We start from the raw sequence: 24,883 nt of genomic DNA on the forward strand, positions 1-24,883 counted from the left end.
TGCAAGCGCAGTCTGGCATTGTGCACTGGCAAAGAACCGTTCCGCTGACACGGAACGAAACGCAAAGTGACTTTCGCGGCAAGCCGGCAGTCCCTAGATAACGCCGGGTTTTCCGCTCGGAATCGGGGGCAATCGCCATGTGCGGTATCGTTGGAATCGTCGGCCGAAGCCAAGTCGCGCCGCTCATCGTCGATGCGCTGAAGCGGCTTGAATATCGCGGCTACGACTCGGCCGGTGTCGCCACCATCGAGAAGGGCGAGCTCGGCCGCCGCCGCGCCGAAGGCAAACTGATCAACCTCGAACGCCGGCTGAAGGACGAACCGCTCGACGGCACGATCGGCATCGGCCACACGCGCTGGGCGACGCATGGCGTGCCCAACGAGACCAACGCGCATCCGCATTTTTCCGAAGGCGTCGCCATCGTCCACAACGGCATCATCGAGAATTTCGCCGAGCTGCGCGACGAACTCACTCGCGACGGCTACAGCTTCGCCTCGCAGACCGACACGGAGGTCGTCGCGCATCTGGTGGCGCGCGAGCTCGCCAAGGGGCTGAAGCCCGTGGAAGCCGCGTATGCGGCGCTGAAGCGGCTCTCCGGCGCTTTCGCGCTGGCAATCATGTTCAAGAGCGACGAGGACCTGATCGTCGGCGCCCGCAATGGTCCGCCTCTGGCCGTCGGCCATGGCGATGGCGAGATGTTTTTGGGCTCGGACGCGATCGCGCTGGCGCCCTTCACCAACTCGATCACCTATCTCGAGGACGGCGACTGGGCGGTGGTGCGCCGCGAAAGCGTTGCGATCTACGACATCGACGGCAACAAGGTCGACCGCAAGCGCCAGCAATCGCTGTCGACCAGCTTCATGGTCGACAAGGGAAACCGCCGGCATTTCATGGAAAAGGAAATCCATGAGCAGCCGGAGGTGATCTCGCACACGCTGGCGCATTACGTGGATTTCGTCTCGGGCGTGTCGAAGCCGCTCGACCTACCGTTCGACTTCGCCAAGATCGGCCGGCTGGCGCTCTCGGCCTGCGGGACCGCCTATCTCGCCGGGCTGATCAGCAAATACTGGTTCGAGCGCTATGCACGGCTGCCGATCGATATCGATGTCGCCTCGGAATTCCGCTATCGCGAGATGCCGCTGTCGGCCAACGACGCGGCCTTCTTCATCTCGCAGTCTGGTGAGACGGCCGACACGCTGGCCTCGCTGCGCTATTGCCGCCAGGCCGGCATGAAGATCGGCGCCGTGGTCAATGTGCGCGAATCGACCATGGCGCGTGAATCCGACGTCGTGCTGCCGACACTTGCCGGACCGGAAATCGGCGTCGCCTCGACAAAGGCTTTCACCTGCCAGCTATCCGTCTTGGCTGCGCTCGCGGTCCGCGCCGGCGTGGCGCGCGGCACGATCTCGCGCGACGAGGAAAAGCGGCTGGTGCGCGAGCTTTCCGAGGCGCCGCGCTTCGCTACCCAGGTGCTGAAGCTCGACGAGCAGATCGAGCGGATCTCGCGCGAGCTCTCGCGCTACAAGGACGTGCTCTATCTCGGCCGCGACACCAATTTCCCGCTGGCGATGGAAGGCGCGCTGAAGCTCAAGGAGATTTCCTACATCCACGCCGAAGGCTATGCCGGCGGCGAACTGAAGCATGGGCCGATCGCGCTGATCGACGAGAACATGCCGGTAATCGTCATCGCGCCGCATGACCGCATCTTCGAAAAGACGGTCTCGAACATGCAGGAAGTGGCGGCGCGCGGCGGCAAGATCATCCTGATCACCGACGCGAAGGGCGCCGCGCATGCAGGCATCAAGACGATGGAGACGATCATCCTGCCCGAAGTGCCGGAGATCATCTCGCCGATCATCTACGCCCTGCCGATCCAGATGCTGGCCTATTTCACCGCGGTCTTCATGGGCACCGATGTCGACCAGCCGCGCAATCTGGCGAAGTCGGTGACGGTGGAGTAGGTTTCGCTACCGTTGCAAGTTGCGGATGACGCCAACGGCCCCACTTCGTCATCCACGGGCGGAGCAGGAGCGAAGCTCCTGCGCAGACCCGAGGATCCATTCCGTGACGCAAGCCAAAGAATGCAACCCATCAGAATGGTCGCGTGATCATCCATCCGTTATCCTTCATGCATGACGGGTTATGTTTATATGACTGCGAGCAAGAAGCGCGGCACCATCTACATCGGGGCCACAAACGATCTTAGCCGTCGGATGCCGGAGCACAGACCGGCGAAGGCTCGCGCTTTACCGGGCGCTATGGTGTGCAACGCCTGGTCTGGTACGAGGAATATTTCGACATCCGAGACGCCATCCAACGCGAGACATCGCTGAAACGCTGGCCGCGCCAATGGAAGATCGAACTAATCGAGAAGGCTAATCCAGAGTGGTTCGAGCTTTTCCGCGGCACGGGTGGTAGCGCCTAATTCTGCAATGATTTGATCCGCCGCAAACGTCACGGAATGGATCCTCGGGTCTACGCGCGTCGCTTCGCTCCTTGCTCCGCCCGTGGATGACGAAGGAAAGGATGTTTCGGCTAATCGTGAACGGAAGCAGCTTCCGTTTGGAACGTAAAGAGCTGTGATCTTGGCTCTCTATCATAGCATGGTACATGTCGCGAGGAGGGCCGCCCGCCTAACCTTTGAGGATACTGGGTTATGCTCAAGTTTGCACGCCCCATCCACCCCGGAGAATTCCTGCGCGAGGAGTATCTGGTGCCGCTCGGCATGAGTGCCGGCGTGCTTGCGAAGAAGCTTAATCTTCCGCGCACCCGGATCGAGCGCATCGTCAAGGAGGAGGTCGGTCTTACTCCGGATACGGCGCTTCGCTTCGCCAAGTTCTTCAACACCACGCCCGAGTTCTGGATGAACTTCCAGAAGGCCTACGAGTCGGAGATCGAAGCGAGCAAAATAGCATCGGAACTCGAGAAGATCGTGCCGCTGGATACAGCGGCGTGACCAGCGCTCTTTAAAAACTTCGCAGTTCCAAACCGGCTCGCGGTTCACTAATCTCAGCGTTGCAACCTGCGCCGCGGTGAACCCATGTCCGACGCCCTGAAGACCTCTGGCATGACCCGGCTGAGGAACTATTTCCTGACCGGCTTCGTGGTCTGCGCGCCGCTGGCGATCACGGCCTACATCGCCTGGTCGCTGATCGGTTGGGTCGATTCCTGGGTGAAGCCCTACATTCCGGTTCGCTACAATCCCGACACCTATCTGCCGTTTCCGGTTCCGGGCTTCGGGCTGATCGTGGCGCTGGTGCTGATCACGCTGATCGGTTTCCTGACGGCGAATATCGTCGGCCGCGCCATCGTCAATTTCGGCGAACGGCTGCTTGGCCGCATGCCACTGGTGAGGGGCATCTACGGCTCGCTGAAGCAGATCTTCGAGACGGTGCTGTCGAACAAGGGCGACATGTTCCGCCAGGTGGGCCTCGTCGAATATCCGCGCAAGGGCGTGTGGTCGCTGGTCTTCGTCGCCAGCGAGAAGGAGACCGAGATCAACCAGAAGCTCGACCAGGAAGGCGATCCGCTGATCGCGGTGTTCATGCCATGCACGCCCAATCCGACCACCGGCTTCCTGATGTATGTGCACAAATCGGAGATCGTGCCGCTCGACATGTCGATCGAGGACGGAGCCAAGCTGATCGTCTCGGCCGGCATGGTGGCGCCGGAGGTCAAGGCCAAGCTGGTGACGCTGAATGGCGAACCGGTCGAAGGACCGCTCGCCAATCCGCCGCTCGGCGCTCAGCCGGCGCGCAGCAGCCGCACCGCCTCGTCGCGGCCGAACAGGTAAAGCAGCAAGCGCAGCGCCTCGCCGCGCTCGGACTGCAATTCCGGGTCGCGCGACAGGATCAGCCGCGCATCGTCTCGTGCCGCTTCCAGCAGATCGGCATGGAATTCGATCCGCGCCACCTGGAAGCCGGGCGTGCCGGACTGCCTCGTGCCCAGCAATTCGCCTTCGCCGCGCAGTTTCAGGTCTTCCTCGGCGATCTTGAAGCCGTCCTCGGTCTCGCGCATCACCGAAAGCCGGCGTTTGGCCGTCTCGCCGAGCGGCTCCTTGTAGAGCAGCACGCAGGAGGACGGCTTGTCGCCGCGCCCGACCCGGCCGCGCAACTGGTGCAATTGGGCAAGGCCGAAGCGTTCGGCATGCTCGATGACCATGATGGTCGCGTCAGGCACGTCGACGCCGACCTCGATGACGGTGGTGGCGATCAGGATGCGCGTTTCGCCCTGCTTGAAGCCGCGCATCGCCTCATCTTTCTCCGCACCCTTCATGCGGCCGTGCACCAGGCCGATCCGGTCGCCGAAGAGTGGTTTCAGCGAAGCGAAACGGTCCTCGGCCGACATCAGCTTGATTTCTTCGGATTCCTCGACCAGCGGGCAGATCCAGTAGATTTTTTGCCCCTCGGCGACCGCATCGCGCATGCGTCCGACCAGTTCGTCCAGCCGCTCCATCGGCAAGGTCACGGTGCGGATCGGCTGTCGGCCGGCCGGCTTCTCGGTCAGCTTCGAGACGTCCATGTCGCCGAAGGCGGTCAACACGAGCGTGCGCGGGATGGGTGTGGCCGTCATCACCAGCATGTCGGGCGCGTCGCCCTTGGCGGTGATGGCGAGGCGCTGGTGGACGCCGAAGCGGTGCTGCTCGTCGACGACGGCCAGCACGAGATCATGGAACGTTACGCTTTCCTGGAACAGCGCATGCGTGCCGACGACGATGTCGACCGCGCCGCTGGCAAGACCGGCAAGCGTCTCCGTGCGTTCGCGGCCCTTTTCGCGCCCGGTCAGGATGGCAAGGCGCAGGCCGACTTTCTCCGCCAGCGGCGCGATGGTCGCCAGATGCTGGCGCGCCAGGATTTCGGTCGGCGCCATCAGCGCCGCCTGGCCGCCGGCCTCGACCGCGCGCGCCATGGCAAGCAGCGCCACAACCGTCTTGCCCGAGCCGACATCGCCCTGCAGCAGGCGCAGCATGCGTTCGGGATCGGCAAGATCTGCGTTGATTTCGCCAAGCGCGAATTCCTGGCTGGGTGTGAGCTTGTAGGGCAGGGCCGCGCGCAGTTTCTCGACGATGCTGCCGTCGCCGACCAGCGGCCGTCCTGACAGGCGTCGCACCTTTGCCCGCACCAGCGCGAGCGACACCTGACCGGCCAGCAATTCGTCATAGGCAAGGCGCCGCCAGGCCGAGCCTTCGACGGCGACGTCGATCGGATCCGCCGGATGGTGGACACGGGCGAGCGAATCGCCAAAGGCGGGGAAGGTCTGGCGCCGCATGAAGGCGTCGTCCTGCCACTCCGGCAGCTCCGGCAGGCGGCCCAGCGCCTGACCGATGGCGCGGCGCAATACCTTGGCCGACAGCCCGGCGGTCAGCGGATAGACAGGCTCGACCAAGGGCAGGCCGTCGGCCTCGCTGGCCAAAGCGATATGATCTGGATGGACCATGGTCGGGCGGCCGTTGAACCACTCCATGCGGCCGGACACGACAACATGCTCACCAACCGGCATTGCCTTTTCGAGATAGGCGGCATGGGCATGGAAGAAGGTCAACGCGACCTCGCCGGTGTCGTCATGGGCGTAGACCCGGTAGGGCACCGACCTGTTGCCGCGCGGCGGCGGCTGGTGGCGGTCGACGCGCACTTCGAGCGTGACGATCTGGCCCTCGGCCGAAAGCGCGATGCCGGGCCGGTTGCGGCGGTCGATCACGGTGTTGGGCAGAACGAACAGAAGGTCGGCCGCGCGCGCGGCGCGGTCGCCGAGATCGGCCGGCACCACACGCTCGATCAGCAGACCGACTTTCGGGCCGACGCCGGCAAGCGAGGTAATCGGAACGAACAGGGGATCGAGGATGGTGGGACGCATCCTGTCAGCTTATGTCGCGACGGCGGCAGCGCAAAGGCTGACACCGCCCTCTATCCACGCTATATGCGCCGCTTTGGACAGGGATGCGGCGACATGACCGGAACACAGCGATCAAGCGAGGGGCTCGACGCCCGCCGCCGCAAGCTTCTGTTCCGATCCTGGCATCGCGGCATGCGCGAGATGGACCTGATCCTCGGTTCCTTCGCCGACGCCGAGATCGGCGCCTTGACCGGCGATGAAATCGACCAATATGAGAGGCTTCTCGAAATCCCCGACACCGAATTCCTGCCGATGGTCACCGGCGAACGCCCGGTTCCGCCCGATATCGACTGCGCGGTTCTGCGGAAGATCCTGGCGTCGCGCCGGACCATGACATTTTGAAAAACGCATATTCATGAGCCTCATTCCTTCCATTGGCCTGCCCAAGGGCCGCGCCGGTCAGTTCATCGTCGACGGCGTCGCCGACGGCTACGAAGCCTTCGCCCTGGTGCAGACGGCGCAGGAGATCGCGCCCGACAAGCCGGTGCTGTTCGTCGCGCGCGACGGCCAGCGGCTGCCGGCGATCATCGAGGCGCTCGCCTTTGCCGCGCCCGGCCTGCCGGTGCTGGAGCTGCCGGCCTGGGACTGCCTGCCTTACGACCGCGTCTCGCCCGGCGCCGATGCCGCTGCGCGACGGCTCGACGCGCTTTCGGCCATGATCGCGCTGGCGAAGAAGCCGCATCGCGCCGTAATCCTCACCACCGCCAATGCGCTGTTGCAGCGCATCCCGCCGGCCGAGCTGATCCAAGCGCAGACTTTCCATGCCAAGCCTGGCAACCAGATCGACATGAACGCGCTGATCGCGCGGCTCGAGATCTCCGGCTTCGAGCGCGTGCCGACGGTGCGCGGCCTTGGCGAATTCGCGGTGCGCGGCGGCATTCTCGACCTTTTCGCGCCAGGCTGGAGCGAGGCGCTGCGCCTCGATTTCTTCGGCGACACGCTGGAATCGATCCGCGTCTTCGACGTGGCGACGCAGCGCACCACCGGCCAGCGCAAGTCGATGTCGCTGCAGGCGATGAGCGAGGTGGCGCTGACGCCCGAAACGATCAGCCGCTTCCGCCGCTCCTATATCGAGGCTTTCGGCGCGCCCTCGCGCGACGACGCGCTCTATGCGGCGGTCAGCGAAGGCCGGCGCTTCGCCGGCATGGAGCACTGGCTGCCCTTCTTCTACGAGCGGCTGGAGACGGTGTTCGACTATCTGCCGGATGCGCCTGTCGTCTTCGATCATCTGGCGCATGAGGCGCTGGCCGAGCGTCACACGTTGATCCTCGACCACTACGAGGCGCGCCGGAAACAGGCCGACAGCGCGCTGAAGGACGCCGTGCCCTACAAGCCGGTGGCGCCGGACCTACTTTATCTGTCGCCGGACAATCTCAAGGCTTCGCTCGGTCCGCGCGAAGACATCGACTTCACGGTCTTCGACGCGCCCGATGTCGGGAGCAAAAAAGTGTTCCATGGCGGTTCGCGGCACGGCCGCAGCTTTGCCGAGGAGCGCGCCGACCCGAACATCAATGTCTTCGACGTCGTCGTAAAACACATTGCCGACGAGCGCGCCGCGCGCCGCCGCGTCATTGTCGCCGGCTGGACGGAAGGCTCGCTCGACCGCCTTGGCCAGATCCTCGCCGAACATCACCTCGGCAACCTGAAGCCGGTCGCGACGCTTGCCGACGTTGAAAAACTGGAACCGGGGCAGGCGGGTCTTGCCGTGCTGCCGCTCGAATCCGGCTTCGAGACCGACGATATGGTGGTCGTTGCCGAGCAGGATATCCTTGGCGACAGGCTGATCCGGCGTTCGAAGCGCAAGAAGAAGGCTTCCGACTTCATCGCCGAGGCCTCATCGCTGTCGGCGGGCGACATCGTCGTCCATGCCGACCATGGCATCGGCCGCTTCATCGGCTTGCGCACCATCGAAGCGGTCGGTGCGCCGCATGACTGCCTCGAAATCCATTATGCCGGCGACGACCGGTTGTTCTTGCCGGTCGAGAATATCGAGCTTCTGTCGCGCTATGGCTCCGATTCGGCCGAAGCGACGCTCGACAAGCTGGGTGGCGGCGCCTGGCAGGCGCGCAAGGCGCGGCTGAAGCGGCGCCTGCTCGACATGGCCGGGCAATTGATCCGCATCGCCGCCGAGCGGCAGATGCGTGCAGCGCCCGCTATGATCCCGGCCGAAGGGCTTTATGGCGAGTTCGCGGCGCGTTTCCCCTATGAGGAGACCGACGACCAACAGACGGCGATCGATTCCGTCATGGATGATCTCGGCGCCGGCAAGCCGATGGATCGGCTGGTCTGCGGCGACGTCGGCTTCGGCAAGACGGAAGTGGCGCTGCGCGCCGCCTTCATCGCGGCCATGGAGGGGTTCCAGGTCGCGGTCGTGGTGCCGACGACGCTGTTGTCGCGGCAGCACTTCAAGACCTTCTCGCAGCGCTTTTCGGGCCTGCCGATCCGCATCGCGCAGGCATCGCGCCTGGTGGGTTCAAAAGAATTGGCGGAAACCAAGAAGGGCATTGCCGAGGGCACGGTCGACATCGTCGTCGGCACGCATGCGCTGCTTGGGTCTTCGATCTCGTTCAAGCGTCTCGGCCTGCTGATCATCGACGAGGAGCAGCATTTTGGCGTCAAGCACAAGGAGCGGCTGAAGGACCTCAAGTCCGACGTGCATGTGCTGACGCTTTCGGCGACGCCGATCCCGCGCACGCTGCAACTGGCGCTGACCGGCGTGCGCGAACTGTCGCTGATCGCGACGCCGCCGGTCGACCGCATGGCGGTGCGCACGTTCATCTCGCCCTTCGATCCGCTGGTCATCCGCGAGACGCTGCTGCGCGAGCGCTATCGCGGCGGCCATTCCTTCTATGTCGTGCCGCGGATCAGTGACCTTTCGGAAATCCATGATTTCCTGAAGGAATCCGTGCCGGAGCTGAAGATAGCGGTGGCGCATGGGCAGATGCCGCCGGGCGAGCTCGACGACATCATGAACGCCTTCTACGACGGCCAGTACGACGTGCTTCTGTCGACCACCATCGTTGAATCCGGGCTCGATATCCCGACCGCCAACACGCTGATCGTCCATCGCGCCGACATGTTCGGCCTCGCGCAACTCTACCAGCTGCGCGGCCGCGTCGGCCGTTCCAAGGTGCGCGCCTATGCGCTGTTCACGCTGCCGGCCAACCGCAAGCTCACCGATACGGCCGAGCGCCGGCTGAAGGTGCTGCAGTCGCTCGATACGCTGGGCGCCGGTTTCCAGCTCGCCAGCCACGACCTCGACATCCGCGGCGCCGGCAATCTTTTGGGCGAAGAGCAGTCGGGCCATATCAAGGAGGTCGGTTTCGAGCTCTACCAGCAGATGCTGGAAGAGGCGGTGGCCGAGGTGAAGGATACCGGCGAGGCGCAGGACGGCGGCTGGTCGCCGCAGATCGCGGTCGGCACCGCGGTGATGATCCCGGAAAGCTACGTGCCGGACCTGCAGCTCCGCATGGCGCTCTACCGGCGCCTCGGCGATCTCGAAACCACGGAGGAGATCGACGGCTTCGGCGCCGAACTGATCGACCGGTTCGGGCCGCTGCCGGAAGAGGTGACGCATCTGTTGAAGATCGTCTTCATCAAGGCGCTCTGCCGCAAGGCCAATGTCGAGAAGCTCGATGCCGGGCCCAAGGGCGTCGTCATCCATTTCCGCAAGCGCGAGTTCCCCAATCCGGTCGGGCTGGTCAAGTTCATCGGCGAGCAGGGCTCGCTGGCCAAGATCCGCGCCGACCATAGCGTCGTCTTCATGCGCGATTGGCCGAATGCCGAAAAACGCCTGGCGGGATCGGCGGTGGTGATGACGCAACTGGCCCGGCTCGTCGACAAGGCCGCATAGGCACGTGAACCAGGCCTGCGGCCTGTTGCAGCGGCAGGCGCACCCCTCGCAAGGAAATAGTAACCCACCCGAAAGATCGCGCGCACTTGCAGGGCGTGCGACGATTATGACCATTGCAGTATTTGTACTTGAGAGGTTCAATAGGCCAATCTAATCATCGCTGCAGGGGCTGCTTATGAACCCGCAAACTTTCGATGAATACTGGCTCGGTTACCTTGCCGGCCACTCAAAACCTTCAACCCGCTTTATCCATTACCTCGGCCTCTTCTTTGCGCCGATCGCCGGCGTCGCGGCATCCTTCCTCGTGACGTGGTGGGCCTTTCTGGTCATCATTCCCGTCTTCTACCTTGCGGCGTTGTTCACCCATCCCCTGCTTGAGCACAACAGCAACAAACCTTTCGCGGAACGGCCCTTGTGGAGCGCCATTGCGCTGCTTCGCATGCTCGCGCTCGATTTGACGGGCGGTCTTGGCCGCCAGCTCAGCCGTCTGAAGGACGCCGGCAGATAGGCATGGAAACGGCGGTTGTAGCTGCCTGTTCAGCCGTGCTGATGCTTGGCGCCGGATTCCATGTCTACTGGGCCTTCGGCGGCCGCATCGGCGCCGGCGTTTCGCTGCCTCAACGCGAGGACGGCGGCCCGGCGGCGAAGGAGACGGCCGTCGGTGCCCTGGCGGTCGGTCTGGTCCTGGCGCTGGTCCTGCTTCTCCTTCTTGGTTTCGCCGGCCTGATCCGCCTGCCGCTGCCGCACTGGCTGCTGAAGACGGCCCTTGTCCTGTGGGCGGCCGCATTCACCCTGCGGGCATTGAGCTGGTCGCGATATTTCGGGCTGTTCAAGCGGGTCAGGAACACGCGTTTCGCCAGATACGACAGCCTGCTTTACAGCCCATCTTGCCTGTTGTTGGGGCTGGGCTTGTTCCTGCTCGCGCTGGCGGACACGGCATAGCGAGGCGGTGGAACCATTCGCCACTGGTGAAAAACCCGGCTAGAATAGGCAATCGGCTTCGTGTAAGGAGCCGCGACCTCGTATCGAGGCTGGAATGGCGGGCAAGCGCGTTCGCCGGTTTGTTTTGACGCAATTCCGACGGAAATTTCACAGTTTTCCCCTGGGTTGCTCCGAAAGGGCGTTTGGGTGCAGCGATGACGAAATGGTCGCCGAATTCGTGGAGAGCAAAGCCGATCAAGCAGGTCCCGGCGTATCCGGACCTTGCCGCTCTGAAGGCCACGGAAGCGCAGCTTGCCACCTTCCCGCCGCTGGTTTTTGCCGGCGAGGCGCGCAAGCTGAAGAAGCAGCTGGCGGCGGTGGCCGCCGGCGAAGCCTTCCTGCTCCAGGGCGGCGATTGCGCCGAGAGCTTTGCCGAGCATGGCGCCGACAACATACGCGACTTCTTCCGCGTCTTCCTGCAGATGTCGGTGGTGCTCACCTTCGCCGGCGCGCAGCCGGTGGTGAAGGTCGGCCGCGTCGCCGGCCAGTTCGCCAAGCCGCGCTCGTCCGACAACGAGACCAAGGCCGGCGTGACGCTGCCGAGCTATCGCGGCGACATCATCAACGGCATCGAGTTCGACGCCAAGTCGCGCGTCCCGGATCCTGCCCGGCAGGAGATGGCCTACCGCCAGTCGGCCGCGACGCTCAACCTTCTGCGCGCCTTCGCGCAGGGCGGCTATGCCAGCCTGGAGAACGTGCATCGCTGGATGCTCGGCTTCGTCGCCGACAGTCCGCAAGGCGAGAAATACGGTGCGCTCGCCAACCGCATCACCGAGACGATGGAGTTCATGCGCGCGGTCGGCATCACGTCGGAAACCAATTTCGCGCTGCGCGAGACGGATTTCTACACCAGCCACGAGGCGCTACTGCTCGGCTACGAGGAAGCGCTGACGCGCGTCGATTCGACCTCCGGCGACTGGTACGCGACCTCGGGCCATATGATCTGGATCGGCGACCGTACCCGCCAGCCGGATCACGCACATATCGAATATTGCCGCGGCATCAAGAATCCGCTCGGCCTGAAATGCGGCCCGTCGCTGACGCCGGACGGTCTCATGGAACTCATCGACCTGCTCAATCCCGACAACGAGCCGGGCCGCCTGACGCTGATCGCCCGCTTCGGCTCGGACAAGGTCGCCGAGCACCTGCCGAAGCTGGTGCGTGCGGTCAAGAAGGAAGGCCGCAACGTCGTGTGGTCGTCCGATCCGATGCATGGCAACACGATCGAGGCGGCGGGCTACAAGACGCGGCCGTTCGACCGCATCCTCAAGGAAGTGCAGACCTTTTTCGAGGTGCACCGCGCCGAAGGCACGCATCCGGGCGGCATCCATGTGGAGATGACCGGCAAGAACGTCACCGAATGCACGGGCGGCGCCCGCGCCATCACGGCGGAAGACCTGCAGGACCGCTACCACACCCATTGCGACCCGCGCCTCAACGCCGATCAGGCGATCGAGCTCGCCTTCCTGGTCTCGGACCTGCTCAAGAAGAGCCACCCGGTGCAGCACAAGCAGGCCGCCATCGCCTGAACAGGACCTAATGCCGGATTATTATCGGAGGCGCCGGCGCGAAAGCCGGCGCCTTTTCAATTTGGGCAGATAGGTTTCAACCGCCGGCTATTCGGGGTCGGCTCATTCCGGATCGGGCGGTCCGGGAGGATTGCCCGGGAAGCTGGTTCTACCGGGCGGAATGACGGCAAAGTTGATCTCCAGGGGCGGTCCCTTGAGCGACCAGTTGAATGCCACCGTCTTGACCGGCAGGCCGGCGGTCCAGGCCTCCTGTTGCGGAGAAAGTTTCCAGCCGTGCGGCCACACAAGCAGCATGCCCTGATCCCGCAGCCGCTGGTCCGTGATCCACGGGGCGAGGCGCCTGTCGAGGGTCGTGAAGATGGAAGGCTGGTCCGGGGCTTCCAGTCCGGCAAGCCTGGCCGTGCCGTCGTCGCCGCCGACGATGCCCAGCGGCGCGGATACCGCCTCGTGCCAGATTGCATCGGCCGTCAGCGAAATCGACCGCGCCGGCCAGCACATTGGCTGCAGGCGGCCGAGTATGTTGCAACTGGTCCAGCGGGTCGCCGCATAGGCGCTCGACACGCCGACCACGCATAGCAGCGCCAGCACCGCCAGCCGGCGCAATTCCGTTGGTCCCAGCCGCCGGCCCAGAAGCGCGATCGCCAGGACGCCGACGAGATTGTACATCGTCGCGCCCCAGGCTTCGCCGGTGCCGGTAAACAGCGATGCGGCCATGATCAGGAGCGCCGGCCCTAGACCCATCCATGCCAGGTAGGCAACCGCGCGCCGCTCGGGAGCAGGGTAGGCCGGCAAGGGGTCTTGCACGGGCTTGAGCTGCCGTCGCAACAGGCCGGAAATAGCCAGAACGACGGGAACAGCGGCAAGCCCGGCAAGCTGAACGCCGATATAGTAGAGCCGGGCGCGGTTGGCGATCACCCAGGCGTTACGATGCTCGGCATAGGTCAGCGGCAGGAAATCGAGGCGGACGAGCGCCACAGCCAGCGGCGCCACGACGCCAAGAAAAACCGCGAGGCCGAGCCACGGCCATGGCGTGGCGAGCCGGCTTCGGGCACGGGTGTCGCACAAAATCCAGATGCCGCCGAAGGCCAGCAGCAGAGCCGTCGAGAACTTGGCATAGAGCCCAACGCCGGCAACGAGGCCGAGGGCGAGCCACCAGCCCGGCCGCCCGTCGCGCGCCGCGCGCCATAGCAGCCAAGAGGTCGCGGCCCAGAAAGGCATCTGCGCGTAGTCGTGGTTGAATTGCGGGGTGGGCCAGCCGAAGAAATAGATCGCGGGCATCAACAACACGGCGGCGAGCGCACGGGTCGGGCCCATGATGTCGCGCGCGAGCAGATAGACCAGGACGAAAGTCGTCGAGACCATCAGCTGCGACAGCATGTATTGCGGCCAGCGGAACGAGCCGGTCAGGAGATGGCTGATCTCGAGCAGCCAGCAGGGGAGTTGCGGGTGCTTGTAGGTCAGCAGCACCCATTCGCGACCCCACAGGAAACCTTCGACGACGTCGCGCGGCGGTCCAACATTGACGATCGCCGGCATCACGGTCCAGCAGGCGATCTGGATCAGACACAAAAGCGCCAGCAATCGCCATGGGTGCCGGACCAGGCTGTTCCAGATCGAAGACAGATCGTCTTCAGCCCCGGCTGCGGCAGGCCAGACATTCACGGATTCGCTGGTTCTCGACATGCGGGCCTAAAATCACACCGGTGGATTGCTGAACAGTCCGATAGCAAAAGCTTACGAAAATGTATGCTGCCGCAACATTGTAAAGCCAAGATTGCTATGGAACCCGTCGCTGGCGCTTCGGGCAGAAACCGCCGGCTGATCGTTGCCGGAGCCGGCCCAGGGGCGCCGCCGTTCCAGCAATACAGGTGCCTCCATGCGCCACCAGCATGCCGTCATTCATCACCGCGGGCTCGATTTCTGGTCGGCGCGCGCCGCGGTTCTCGTCATCATCTGCCTGCAGCTTCTGGTCATCAACAACCTGTCCTTCGGTCCGCGCTGGCTCGCCCCGACAGTGGAAGCGGCGCTGCTGGTGCCGCTGTCGATTGCGACGGCCTGGACGCAAATGGCGACGCGCAAGGCAGTCGATCACGAGCATTGGTACGCGATCGGCCAATTGCGCCTCTATATCCGCCGCACGGCATTGGTGATGACCGGCATCATCAGCATCATGAATTGCGGGTCGCTGGTTTACCTGGTGCGGGCGCTGCTGGAAGGGCATGCCGGCGCCGGCACGACGCTGCTCGTCGACGCGCTCAACATCTGGGTCACCAATGTGATCGTCTTTGCGCTGTGGTTCTGGAGCACCGACCGGGGCGGTCCGCCTACCTGCGGCCTGGTCAAGCGTGCGCAGGCCGACTTCCTGTTCCCGCAAATGACGCTCCCCGATCGCGAGATACAGGGCTGGCTGCCGGGCTTCGTCGACTATGTCTTCCTGGCCTTCACCAATGCCACGGCGTTCTCGCCGACCGATACCTTGCCGCTCACGCAGCGCGCGAAGCTGCTTATGATGGCCGAGGCGATGATCTCGCTCTTGACGATCGCGCTGGTGGCCGCGCGCGCCGTGAACATCCTGGCCTAAAGCGCGTCGCGTCGAAACGGATTCATGCGACGCGCTTTAGGTCGTTGCTTGATGCTTGTCGTTGTCGCAAAACCGAGGTCATTTTTGCGCGACATGCATTAGCAGGAACTTCAGCGGCGCTCCCAGCGCATTCCGGCAAGCCTTGGATCGGCAAAGGCGGTGCGTGAGAATTCGAGCCGCTTGTCCGGGAATTCGCAGATTGCCTGCAGGCCGAAAGAGCCGATCCGGATGCGCCAGGTCTGCGGCTCCAGCGGCTTGGCCTTGGCAAAGCCCTTGCACGTCAAAAGCGCGATGTTGGCGCCCTTCGGATCGCGCACCGAGCGATAGCGGATCGCCTGCAGTTCGGCCTCGCGGGCGACATCGGCGATCGCCTGACAGGCGGTGTAGTCGGTGGGGTGCGTCCAGGCCTTCTCGTCGCGATCGAGCGGCGGCCGTGCCAGGTCGATCGCGCGATCGCATTTCATCGCGGCGGCGAAGGCGGTGTATTCCGCGGCGTCGTTCGGCCATGGTGTCGCCGGCGATTCCGCGAAGAACAGCAAGCGGTAGAAGGCCATTTCCGCCACCGCCGTCAGCACCGTCTCGGCGGCATAGTAGACGCCTTTGGTCTTGCCGGCGCGGCGGAAGCGCGAGCCGTACGGGTAGACGGAGCCATAGCGAAAAGGCGTCGCCAGCAGGTAATGGAGATGGCGGCATTCCATCGGGATCTGCGGCTTGGCGTCCTCGATGAGGTCCTCCAGCAGCGCCTGCTCGTCGAGTGTGTCGACGAGCTTGAGGGTCGAGACACGGTGCTGCGCCTCGACCATCCGCCAGTACTTGCCTTCGAGCTTGACGGCCTCAGACGAGAGCGCGCCGGGAGTCCAGGTAGGCAATGACATCGACAAGTCCGGCAATCGTCAGGATTTTCTCGAGCGGCGTGCCGTCGAGCGTGGTGTTGGGGCTCTTCAGCCACGCCCGGGCGACGGTCTCGTCACCGCCGACGATGGCGTCGAGCGAGCGGAACAGGCGAACGAACAGCACCGCCAGCTCGAACGGCTTGGTGCCGCGTTCAAGCAGGAATTCCTGCCGGCGCATGCGCGAGACCGTCGCTTCCGACACGCCGATGACCAAAGCGAGTGTCCTGGCGGTGATGTCGAGCAGGTCGGCCGCGCGCAGCGTGGCCTTGGTGATGACGGCGTTTTCGGCCGCCGTCGCGGCCGCGACTGGACGTTGCATGAGCGCACCCTTTTCATTTCTGTGGAAAATATAATCCACAAAAATTCGTCTGGAAAGGGGCTTGTCAGTCTTTCTTGTAAAGCAGCCAGCCCTTGGCGGGGCGGCCCGCCGTCGTCGAATGCCTGGTGACGCGGTTGCGGCCGCCGACCTTGGAGCGATAAAGCGCCCGGTCCGCCTTGGTGTAGAGGTCTTCGGGGCTTTCCGCCTCCGAAGCCATGCAGATACCCAGCGATACGGTAACGGTGCCGTAGTTGATGCCGCTCTGGCTGCTGGCGAACGGGGTCTGCTCGATGAGCGCGCGGATGCGCTCGGCGATCTCGTAAGTGGCTTCCTCGCTGGCGCCCTCGACGATAAGCGCGAACTCCTCGCCGCCGGTGCGCGCGACAAATATGTCGGAACGCACGCTGGACTGGAAGATCTCGGCGATGATCTGCAGGATCCTGTCGCCGACCGGATGGCCGTAGCGATCGTTTATGTCCTTGAAATGGTCGATATCGGCAAGGATCAAGGCGTTGAACAGGATGCCGCGATTGCTGTTGTAGATCCGGGTGATCTCCTTGTCGAAGGCGCGGCGGTTCCACAGCTGCGTGAGCGGATCCGTGTCGGCCAGCCGCTTGTATTCCTCGAGCTTCGACTTGACGCTTTCAAGCTCAGCCGTCTTTTCGCTGAGCGTGCTGGCGATCTGGCGGCCGTGGTCGATCGTCGAGTTGGTGGCGGCCGACATCGCGCCGGCGATCTTTTGCAGGAGCTCTTGCGAGAGCAAGCTGCGATTGCTTAGGCCGCTCGATGTCTCGTCGAGGATGCGGCCGTACTTCTCGATATGCGAGTGCTCATTGCGCAACAGCATGGCAATGTCCTCAAGCTCCTTGGCCACCATCTCGCGGGCGTGCTCGACAATGGTGGGGCCGTGGTGCTGCGGGAAGAAGGTCCGCCCGATGCGATCGAGGTCCTCCTGGGTGGGACGGTTGTTCAACGAGACGACGGCAAGGCTGAGCTCGCGATTGCTGCCGCTCAGCGCCTCGTAGAAGATTTCATAGTTGCGCGGCAGGCCGAGGACGCCGAGCTGTCGCATCGTCGCCACGACGGTGCTGGCGATGTCGGTATTCCTGTCGGTCGGAATGGCTGCCGGCTGCATGTTGTGTTCACTTCCCCTTCAGTGCGACCGGAGACCTGCCACCGCCGGGAGTCGCTCACGCGGGGATTTGAATCAGAATTGCGGTTGCGACGGCGCGTCCCCAACACGACCATTGCTTGTGGGAAGCATAAATGCGGTCCCGCTAAAGTTTCCTTAATAGCCGGCATTTCCTCATTGTCTCTGCTACCACAGGGTGCAAAGCGGGTGCAGCCGCGGCTTCTGAAACGCGTCGCTCCGGTGTCGCATTTGCCGGTGCCCAGCCATTTCAAAACTGAAATTCTATTCCGCAAAGAACGGGGCAGATGATGTCGACGGAGGCCGGAATGGACGAAAACCATAGCGGGTCGTGCCTGTGCGGGGCGGTGCGTTTCAGGACGAGCGGGCCGTTGCGCGGCGTCGTCTATTGCCACTGCTCGCAGTGCCGTCGGCAAACCGGCCATTTCGTCGCGGCAACCGCCTCCAAGGACGCCGATATCGTCATAGAGGGCGCCGCCGCGCTCACCTGGTACGGCGCCTCCGATGTGGCCAAACGCGGCTTCTGCCGCACCTGCGGCTCGCTGCTCTTTTGGAAGTACAATGGACTGGATACGATCTCCATCATGGCCGGATCCTTCGAGAGGCCGAGCGGCCTCTCGGCGGAAAGCCACATCTTTGTCGGCGACAAGGGCGATTATTATTCGATCGAGGATGGGTTGCCGCAGTTCGAGAAATCGACGCCGTCGATAAAGATCGCGGACGGATGAATTTTGCGGCGGCTGCCTTATTCCCTTGATCCCGCCATTGCGATATCCCCCTGCCGGTGACTCGAAACGGGGCTGGGCATGCAGCGGCTGATCGACGCTTTCATCAATTCGGTGCGGGCTTTCCGCAAGCTGGCCGCCCACGAAAAGGCGTTCCAGCAGGAATTGCTGTTGCTTGCTCTTGCCTTGCCGGCAGGCTGGTTCATCTCGGTCTCCTGGCGCGGCTATGCCCTGCTCGTCGGCGCGGTGCTGCTCCTGATCATGGTCGAAGTGCTCAACACCGGTATCGAGGCGGCCTGCGACGCGATCTCGCGAGAGTTCCATATCGATATCCAGCTTGCCAAGGATTGCGGCTCGCTGGCGGTGCTGATTTCGATCGTGATCGCCGGCGGCATCTGGGGCATCGCCCTCATCGAACGCCTTGTCGGCGCGCCGATCTGATCCTCGCGGATTGATCACGATCCCGCCCGGTTTTCCCTGGCGCGTTCGCGCTTCGCGAAGTGATGGCCTACCAACCAGGCGACCACGGCGACAACGATGCCGACCCCAAGGGCGATGAGCAGGCGCTCATGGCGAGCAAACGCCTGGCCCACAATGTGCTCCGCGCCGAGGCCGAAGACATAGCCGATGCCGCTGAACAGAGCCGCCCAGACCGCGGACGAGATGGCATTCAGGATGACGAAACGCGGCATGGACACGGTCGACAGGCCGGCGGCGATGCCGCCGACCAGGCGCATGCCGTAGATATAGCGGTTGGTCAGCACGAAAATGTTGGGATGGGTGTTGAGCAGGCGGTAGGCGCGGCTGAAGCCCGGACGCCTGCGCAACAGTCTCACATAGCGATGTTCGGCGAAGCTGCGCCCCATGGTGAAGAAGAAGGTGTCGCCGGCGAAGGCGCCGACAAAGGCAGCGAGGAAAGTCTGCCACAACACGAAAAAATGCTGATGAGCGAAGAAGCCGCCGAGGATCGCGGCGCTTTCGCCTTCGGCGACGCAACCCAGGAAGACCGCGATCAGCCCATATTGCTCGATGAGGTGGTGGATGGTCTCGCTCATTCTGTTGCGGACCGCGCGGACAGTTTCTCGTCGATACGCCTGATCTGCTCGGCCATGCGCAGGATTTCGTCACGCATGCCGATGATCTCGCTGTGGCGCAACTCGTCGAGCTTTTCATGCAGGGCCATGATCTCGATCTCGGCCTTCAGATTGACCTCGTAGTCATGCGCCGCGTCGATGCGGTCGCGCTCGGTCTGGCGGTTCTGCGACATCATGATCAGCGGCGCCTGGATCGCCGCCAGCATCGACAGCACAAGGTTGAGGAAGATGAAAGGGTAGGGGTCGAAAGCGTCGCGCGTGAGCAGCCAGGCATTGCCTACGGTCCAAATAACGAGAAAGGCAAGGAAGCCGAGGATGAACGACCAGGAGCCGCCGATCCTGGCGATGCTGTCGGCGACGCGGTCGCCATAGGTCTCGTGGAAGGCGACGGCCTTGTTGGTGTCGCGCGCGATGGTGGTGCGTTCGAGCGTCGACTGCAGCACGCGGCTCTCGAGCGGACCGAAACCTTCCGGCTTTCGCTTGAGCAAACGGTTCGCCATGTCCTCGACGATCTTGTTCATCTGCCTTCTCCTTCGGCCGGGCGTCGATAGAGGTAGAGGCTGCCGGGCCGGACGTGAAGTGCTAGATTGCGGCGAACAGGCGAGGAAATCGATGCTCGAATTCCAGAAAATCCATGCGCGTGCGGCAAAGCGCAAGGGCGGGGAGGCCGTGTTGGCGCCGTTGCTCGGCCCGGCGCCCGACAACACCGCGGTGGCGAAAATCCCTGACGACCGCATTCTCTCGACCATGGCCGAGCGCATTTTCGCCGCCGGCTTCGTGTGGCGCGTCATCGAACAGAAATGGCCGGGTTTCGAGGAAGCGTTCCTCGGCTTCGAACCGAAGCGGCTCTTGTTCCAGCCGGACGACTTCTGGCACGAGCTGGCGTCCGACAGCCGCATCGTGCGCAATCCGCAGAAGATCAAATCGGTGCGCGACAATGCCGCATTCGTCGATCGCGTCTCGAAGGAGAATGGCAGCTTCGGCAAATTCATCGCCTCCTGGCCGGCGGACGATCAGGTCGGCCTGACCGCTTATCTGGCCAAGCATGGCAGCCGGCTCGGCGGCAACACCGGACAGTATTTTCTGCGCTGGATGGAATGGGACACGTTTGTCGTCTCCACCGACATGGCGGCGGCTTTGCGCGACGCCGGCCTCGATATCGCCGAGAACCCGACCTCGAAGCGGGATCTCGACAAGATCCAGGCGCAGATCAACCGATGGTCGGCCGAGACCGGCCTGCCGCGCCGCCACATCTCGCGCATCCTGGCGATGTCGATCGGCGAGAACCGGTCGGCAGAGACGTTGCGCGAGTACATGGGCGATTAGGCTGAGCGCATTCGTGCGCACCTTGGATTGGCACAAGCAATCGCCATTGCGGGGCGATTTCAGCCACGCTAAATCCGTTCCATGACCAAGACCGCTCCCGATATCCTGCGCATCGCCGTCGCCCAGCTCAACCCGACCGTCGGCGACGTCGCCGGCAATCTGGCCAAAGCGCGCGAGGCGAGGGCGGACGCGGCGCGCCAGGGCGCCGATCTGGTGCTCTACACCGAGCTCTTCCTCGCCGGTTATCCGCCGGAAGACCTGGTGCTGAAGCCGTCCTTCCTGAAGGCTTGCGAGAAGGCGGCGCAGGATTTCGCCAAGGACACGGCCGACGGCGGCCCCGGCGTCATCATCGGCACGCCGCTGAAGCGCAAGACCGGCACGCATAATTCCATCGTCTTCGCCGACGGTGGCAAGATCATCGCCGAGCGCTACAAGCTCGATCTGCCGAACTATGGCGAGTTCGACGAGAAGCGCGTGTTCCAGGCCGGACCGGAGCTGCAGGGGCCGGTCAATTTCCGCGGCGTGCGCATCGGCGTTCCGATCTGCGAGGACATCTGGGGCGACATCGCCGTCTGCGAGACGTTGGCCGAAAGCGGCGCCGAGATCCTGCTGGTGCCGAACGGCTCGCCCTATTACCGCGCCAAGATCGACGTCCGGCACCAGATCGTCATCAGGCAGGTCATTGAAACCGGCTTGCCGATGATCTACGCCAACCAGCTCGGCGGACAGGACGAGCTGATCTTCGACGGCGCGTCGTTTGCAATAGGTTCCGACAAGACGCTCGCCTTCCAGATGAGCCAGTTCGAGGACGCGGTCGACGTCACCACCTGGAAAAGAAAGGAAGACAGCTGGATCTGCTCGGAAGGTCCTATGTCGAAGATCCCCGAGCGCGAAGAGGCCGATTATCGCGCCTGCATGCTCGGCCTGCGCGACTACGTCAACAAGAACGGTTTCAAGAACGTCGTGCTCGGTCTCTCCGGCGGTATCGACTCGGCAATCTGCGCGGCTTTGGCCGTCGATGCGCTGGGCGAAGAGCGGTTGCGGACCGTCATGATGCCCTACCGCTATACGTCGAAGGATTCGCTGAAGGACGCCGAGGACTGCGCCAGAGCGCTCGGCTGCCGCTACGACATCGTGCCGATCTCCGAGCCGGTCGAAGGCTTCAAGCACGCGCTGACCCAGCTCTTCGAAGGCACCCAGGAAGGCATCACCGAGGAGAACCTGCAGAGCCGCGCCCGCGGCACGATCCTGATGGCGATCTCCAATAAGTTCGGCTCGATGGTGGTCACCACCGGCAACAAGAGCGAGATGTCGGTCGGCTACGCCACGCTTTACGGCGACATGAACGGCGGCTTCAACCCGATCAAGGATCTCTACAAGATGCAGGTCTATGCGCTGTCGCGCTGGCGCAATTCGCACGTGCCGCCGGGCGCGCTCGGACCCTCCGGCGAGGTCATCCCGAACAACATCATCGACAAGGCGCCGTCGGCGGAGCTGCGCGAAAATCAGACCGACCAGGATTCGCTGCCGCCCTATCCGGTGCTGGACGACATTCTGGAATGCCTGGTGGAGAACGAGATGAGCGTCGACGACATCGTCGCGCGCGGCCACGACCGGGCCACGGTGGCACGCGTCGAGCACCTGCTCTATATCGCCGAATACAAGCGCCGCCAGGCCGCGCCCGGCGTCAAGATCACACGGAAGAATTTCGGCCGCGACCGCCGCTATCCGATCACCAACCGGTTCCGGGATCGCGGCTAGTCCGCGAGATTGCGCCGCGCATGCAGGATATCGAAATCAGTTTCGACCTGTCGCGGGTCGATTTCCGGGCGACCTCCGACCAGCTCATGCAAAGCTATTGGGGAGCGTCGCGAACCGACGAGGCGAACCGTCGCGCCTTCGACAATTCGCTTTGCGTCGGCGCCTATCTCGACGGCAGGCAGGTCGGCTTCGCCCGCGCGATCACCGACTACACGGTCTTTGCCTATCTTGCCGACGTCATCGTCTGGCCGGAGCGTCGTGGGCATGGCATCGGCAAACGGCTTGTGCAGGCACTGCTAGATCATCCCGATATGAAGACGGTTTCTCATTGGAGCCTCACGACCAGCGACGCTCACAGCCTCTACCAGAAGTTCGGATTCCGGGCGGAAGGGCGCTACATGCGACTGGATCGCTCACCCGCTGCCTGAGGCCTGGCCACAACCCGCCGTTGTTGCAAATTCGTCTCAGTGCTTGGACCAGATGCCATTTCCGTGACGGGCCGACTTGGCGATCGGCTGATGCCTCCCTATAAGGGCGTTTCCGCGATTCCCTTCCGGGAGGACCGTATGGCAGGATTTGACATCGTTACGCGAGGCCGCGAAGCCTAGGTCTGCTCAGGCTTTCCGAAGATGATCGGAAAGCTGGATGCAGGAGAGGCGTTTGCCGCTGCCGGTCGCCGCCTTCGGGCGGGCGGCCTACCATACTGAACCTTCCGCTTTCAGAGACGCCGCAACGCGCGGACGCGGGTTTTCCAATTTGATTTTACCGGGACCGGGCTCGTTTGCGCCTGGATGAACATCATGGCTCGTTTCAAGATCGATCTGCGCGCGAGCGCCTTTCGCAGTGTGCTTGGTTTTACGTTCAGTCACTGGCGCCACCAGCCGTGGCGGCTTTCGCTCATCATGGGCGCCTTCCTGCTCTCGACGCTCGCCGACGTGCTGACACCCTTTTATTCAGGCCGCCTGGTCGATGCGGTCGCCAGCGGCGCCGGAACCGACGCAGTCGCCTGGAGTGCGGCGATGACGGCGTTCTCGACCCTGATGGCGCTGGCGCTGGCAGGCGTCGTGCTGCGCAACGCCGCCTTCCTGTGGATCGTCGAGCTGACGCTGAAGATGATGTCGGACATAGCCGCCGATGCCTTCCATCGGGTGCAGCGCTTCTCGACGGACTGGCACGCCAACAGCTTTGCCGGATCGACGGTGCGCAAGATAACGCGCGGCATGTGGGCGCTGGACCTGCTCAACGACACGATCCTGATCGCGCTTCTGCCGTCGGTCGTTATGCTCGTCGGTTCGACGCTGCTGCTCGGCTGGTTCTGGCCGCTGATGGGGGCTGTGGTGGCCGCCGGTTCGGTGCTGTTCATCGCGGTCACGGCGATGCTGTCGCTCGGCTATGTCGCGCCTGCCGCGCGGCTCGCCAACAGCTGGGACACGCGGCTGGGCGGCTCGCTGGCTGACGCGGTGAGCTGCAATGCCGTCGTCAAGGGCTTCGGCGCGGAGGCGCGCGAGGAAGCGCGGCTGGCGCGCGTCGTCGCCAAATGGCGCCTGCGCACCGGACGCACTTGGATGCGCGGCACCGCCAACGGCACCACGCAAGGGGCGCTGCTGCTCCTGATGCGTGCGGCGGTGATCGGTCTTGCTCTCATGTTGTGGGCCTGGGGCCAGGCAAGCGCCGGCGACGTCGCCTTCGTGCTGACCTCGTTCTTCGTGCTGCAGGGCTATCTGCGCGACATCGGCACGCATATCCGCAACCTGCAGCGCTCGATCAACGACATGGAGGAACTGGTCGACTTCCAGTCCGAGCCGCTCGGCATCGAGGACCGCCCGGGTTCTCAGCAGATCCGGATCACCGATGGGCACATCGCCTTCGACAAAGTGACGTTCCACTATGGCAGTCACCTTCTGCCGCTCTATCGCGATTTCTCGGTCGATATCGGGGCCGGCGAGCGTGTCGGACTGGTCGGGCATTCGGGCTCGGGCAAGACGACCTTCGTCAAGCTGATCCAGCGGCTTTATGACGTGAATGCCGGGCAGATTCTGATCGACGGCCAGGATATCTCGCAGGTCGAGCAGGCGTCGCTGCGCAGCCAGATCGCCATCGTCCAGCAGGAGCCGATCCTGTTCCACCGCTCGCTTGCCGAGAACATTGCCTATGCCAGGCCCGGCGCCAGCCAGGCCGAGATCGAGCATGCGGCCAAACTCGCCAGCGCGCATGATTTCATCACCAACCTGCCCAAGGGCTATGGAACCCTGGTCGGCGAGCGTGGCGTGAAATTGTCGGGCGGCGAGCGTCAGCGCGTGGCGATCGCCCGCGCCTTTCTGGCCGACGCGCGCATCCTGATCCTGGACGAGGCGACGTCGAGCCTGGATTCGGAATCGGAAGTGCTGATCCAGAGGGCGATGGAGCGGTTGATGATCGGGCGCACGACCCTGGTGATCGCGCACCGGCTCTCGACGGTGCGGGCGCTCGACCGGCTGCTGGTCTTCGATCGCGGGCGTATCGCCGAGGAAGGTTCGCATGACGACCTGATCCGGCGGAACGGCGGCATCTACCGGCGGCTGTTCGAGCGTCAGGCGCTCGAATTGACCAAGGGCCTCGTCGCCTGAGGAAAGGGGACTGCGCCCGGCTCCGGCCGGGCGCAGCCGGGGCATCGTCTTCGGAGCGATCCGCCTGCCAACTCGACTGTTACAACCGCCTTCACGTTATGCGGATATGGCTGCATAATGTGCTATTCAATTTTCTTTCTATACATTGAATATTTTAGTAGTTGCTCTCTTAA

22 protein-coding genes and 1 pseudogene are annotated in these 24,883 nt (G+C 63.7%); 16 read left to right on the forward strand and 7 right to left on the reverse strand.

Annotated features, from left to right (window positions below; all coding sequences use genetic code 11):
- Positions 1-137: 137 nt before the first annotated feature.
- From glmS to FJ430_RS18465, 4 genes and pseudogenes are all read left to right on the forward strand, one after another.
- Entirely contained in the window at positions 138-1,961 is a 1,824-nt protein-coding gene (glmS, locus tag FJ430_RS18450; protein WP_140709639.1) for a glutamine--fructose-6-phosphate transaminase (isomerizing), read from the forward strand.
- Between the two features lie 171 nt (positions 1,962-2,132).
- Positions 2,133-2,425 (forward strand): annotated as a pseudogene (locus FJ430_RS18455) (GIY-YIG nuclease family protein).
- A 231-nt stretch (positions 2,426-2,656) separates the two neighbouring features.
- The gene (locus tag FJ430_RS18460; protein ID WP_140709641.1) at positions 2,657-2,956 is read left to right on the forward strand and encodes a HigA family addiction module antitoxin; all 300 of its coding nucleotides are present in this window, start codon (positions 2,657-2,659) and stop codon (positions 2,954-2,956) included.
- An 84-nt stretch (positions 2,957-3,040) separates the two neighbouring features.
- Positions 3,041-3,793 carry a DUF502 domain-containing protein gene (locus FJ430_RS18465; protein ID WP_140651161.1) on the forward strand — a complete coding sequence of 251 codons (753 nt, stop codon included), beginning with the start codon at positions 3,041-3,043 and terminating at the stop codon, positions 3,791-3,793.
- Here the strand turns inward: FJ430_RS18465 and recG are convergent.
- Complete coding sequence (gene recG / locus FJ430_RS18470; protein ID WP_140709643.1) at positions 3,745-5,853, reverse strand: ATP-dependent DNA helicase RecG; 2,109 nt, start codon at positions 5,851-5,853, stop codon at positions 3,745-3,747. The genes FJ430_RS18465 and recG overlap by 49 nt on opposite strands.
- Before the next feature lie 93 nt (positions 5,854-5,946).
- On the opposite strand from recG, the gene FJ430_RS18475 reads away from it, so the two are divergent.
- The 5 genes from FJ430_RS18475 to FJ430_RS18495 all read left to right on the forward strand — a co-directional run bounded on the left by FJ430_RS18475 (position 5,947) and on the right by FJ430_RS18495 (position 12,255).
- Positions 5,947-6,234, forward strand: a complete 288-nt coding sequence (locus FJ430_RS18475) for a succinate dehydrogenase assembly factor 2 (RefSeq protein ID WP_140646163.1) — start codon at positions 5,947-5,949, stop codon at positions 6,232-6,234.
- A gap of 13 nt (positions 6,235-6,247) precedes the next feature.
- Positions 6,248-9,745, forward strand: coding sequence for a transcription-repair coupling factor (gene mfd, locus FJ430_RS18480; protein ID WP_140709645.1), 3,498 nt, complete (start codon positions 6,248-6,250; stop codon positions 9,743-9,745).
- 175 nt (positions 9,746-9,920) lie between these two features.
- The gene (locus FJ430_RS18485) at positions 9,921-10,253 is read left to right on the forward strand and encodes an Mpo1-like protein (RefSeq protein ID WP_140651155.1); all 333 of its coding nucleotides are present in this window, start codon (positions 9,921-9,923) and stop codon (positions 10,251-10,253) included.
- 2 nt (positions 10,254-10,255) lie between these two features.
- A complete protein-coding gene (locus tag FJ430_RS18490) occupies positions 10,256-10,687 on the forward strand; it encodes a DUF3995 domain-containing protein (RefSeq protein WP_140709647.1) in 432 nt (143 codons plus the stop codon).
- A 194-nt stretch (positions 10,688-10,881) separates the two neighbouring features.
- Entirely contained in the window at positions 10,882-12,255 is a 1,374-nt protein-coding gene (locus FJ430_RS18495; protein WP_140709649.1) for a class II 3-deoxy-7-phosphoheptulonate synthase, read from the forward strand.
- 102 nt (positions 12,256-12,357) lie between these two features.
- Here the strand turns inward: FJ430_RS18495 and FJ430_RS18500 are convergent, their stop codons facing one another.
- Positions 12,358-13,938 carry a glycosyltransferase family 39 protein gene (locus tag FJ430_RS18500; RefSeq protein ID WP_140709651.1) on the reverse strand — a complete coding sequence of 527 codons (1,581 nt, stop codon included), beginning with the start codon at positions 13,936-13,938 and terminating at the stop codon, positions 12,358-12,360.
- A gap of 193 nt (positions 13,939-14,131) precedes the next feature.
- Here FJ430_RS18500 and FJ430_RS18505 point away from each other — a divergent pair, with 193 nt between their 5' ends.
- Complete coding sequence (locus tag FJ430_RS18505; RefSeq protein ID WP_140709653.1) at positions 14,132-14,836, forward strand: hypothetical protein; 705 nt, start codon at positions 14,132-14,134, stop codon at positions 14,834-14,836.
- Between the two features lie 110 nt (positions 14,837-14,946).
- On the opposite strand, the gene FJ430_RS18510 is transcribed toward FJ430_RS18505, so the two are convergent.
- From FJ430_RS18510 to FJ430_RS18520, 3 genes are all read right to left on the reverse strand, one after another.
- On the reverse strand, positions 14,947-15,711 hold the full coding sequence (locus FJ430_RS18510; protein WP_140709655.1) for an RES family NAD+ phosphorylase: 765 nt from the start codon (positions 15,709-15,711) through the stop codon (positions 14,947-14,949).
- On the reverse strand, positions 15,671-16,048 hold the full coding sequence (locus FJ430_RS18515; protein ID WP_140646156.1) for an MbcA/ParS/Xre antitoxin family protein: 378 nt from the start codon (positions 16,046-16,048) through the stop codon (positions 15,671-15,673). Before FJ430_RS18515 ends, FJ430_RS18510 begins: the two co-directional genes overlap by 41 nt.
- A gap of 64 nt (positions 16,049-16,112) precedes the next feature.
- Entirely contained in the window at positions 16,113-17,183 is a 1,071-nt protein-coding gene (locus FJ430_RS18520; protein ID WP_140709657.1) for a GGDEF domain-containing protein, read from the reverse strand.
- Positions 17,184-17,506: 323 nt separating this feature from the next.
- Here FJ430_RS18520 and FJ430_RS18525 point away from each other — a divergent pair, with 323 nt between their 5' ends.
- Positions 17,507-17,926 (forward strand): GFA family protein, encoded by a 420-nt coding sequence (locus FJ430_RS18525; RefSeq protein WP_140709659.1) that lies wholly within the window; start codon positions 17,507-17,509, stop codon positions 17,924-17,926.
- A 78-nt stretch (positions 17,927-18,004) separates the two neighbouring features.
- Entirely contained in the window at positions 18,005-18,364 is a 360-nt protein-coding gene (locus FJ430_RS18530) for a diacylglycerol kinase (protein ID WP_140709662.1), read from the forward strand.
- A gap of 14 nt (positions 18,365-18,378) precedes the next feature.
- Here FJ430_RS18530 and FJ430_RS18535 read toward each other — a convergent pair whose 3' ends face one another.
- Together FJ430_RS18535 and FJ430_RS18540 are read right to left on the reverse strand one after the other, a co-directional pair.
- On the reverse strand, positions 18,379-18,978 hold the full coding sequence (locus FJ430_RS18535) for a DedA family protein (protein ID WP_140709664.1): 600 nt from the start codon (positions 18,976-18,978) through the stop codon (positions 18,379-18,381).
- Complete coding sequence (locus FJ430_RS18540; RefSeq protein ID WP_140709666.1) at positions 18,975-19,538, reverse strand: DUF1003 domain-containing protein; 564 nt, start codon at positions 19,536-19,538, stop codon at positions 18,975-18,977. Before FJ430_RS18540 ends, FJ430_RS18535 begins: the two co-directional genes overlap by 4 nt.
- Before the next feature lie 91 nt (positions 19,539-19,629).
- Between FJ430_RS18540 and FJ430_RS18545 the strand changes: the two genes are divergently transcribed.
- The 4 genes from FJ430_RS18545 to FJ430_RS18560 all read left to right on the forward strand — a co-directional run bounded on the left by FJ430_RS18545 (position 19,630) and on the right by FJ430_RS18560 (position 24,710).
- A complete protein-coding gene (locus tag FJ430_RS18545; RefSeq protein ID WP_140709669.1) occupies positions 19,630-20,343 on the forward strand; it encodes a DNA-3-methyladenine glycosylase I in 714 nt (237 codons plus the stop codon).
- 81 nt (positions 20,344-20,424) lie between these two features.
- Entirely contained in the window at positions 20,425-22,104 is a 1,680-nt protein-coding gene (locus FJ430_RS18550; RefSeq protein ID WP_140709671.1) for an NAD+ synthase, read from the forward strand.
- A gap of 20 nt (positions 22,105-22,124) precedes the next feature.
- Positions 22,125-22,532: a GNAT family N-acetyltransferase gene (locus FJ430_RS18555; RefSeq protein ID WP_140709673.1), complete on the forward strand. Its 408-nt coding sequence runs from the start codon at positions 22,125-22,127 to the stop codon at positions 22,530-22,532.
- Between the two features lie 372 nt (positions 22,533-22,904).
- Positions 22,905-24,710 carry an ABC transporter ATP-binding protein gene (locus tag FJ430_RS18560; RefSeq protein WP_140709675.1) on the forward strand — a complete coding sequence of 602 codons (1,806 nt, stop codon included), beginning with the start codon at positions 22,905-22,907 and terminating at the stop codon, positions 24,708-24,710.
- Positions 24,711-24,883 lie beyond the last annotated feature (173 nt).

The sequence above is a fragment of the Mesorhizobium sp. B2-8-5 genome (assembly GCF_006440675.2).
Classification (GTDB): Bacteria; Pseudomonadota; Alphaproteobacteria; order Rhizobiales; family Rhizobiaceae; genus Mesorhizobium.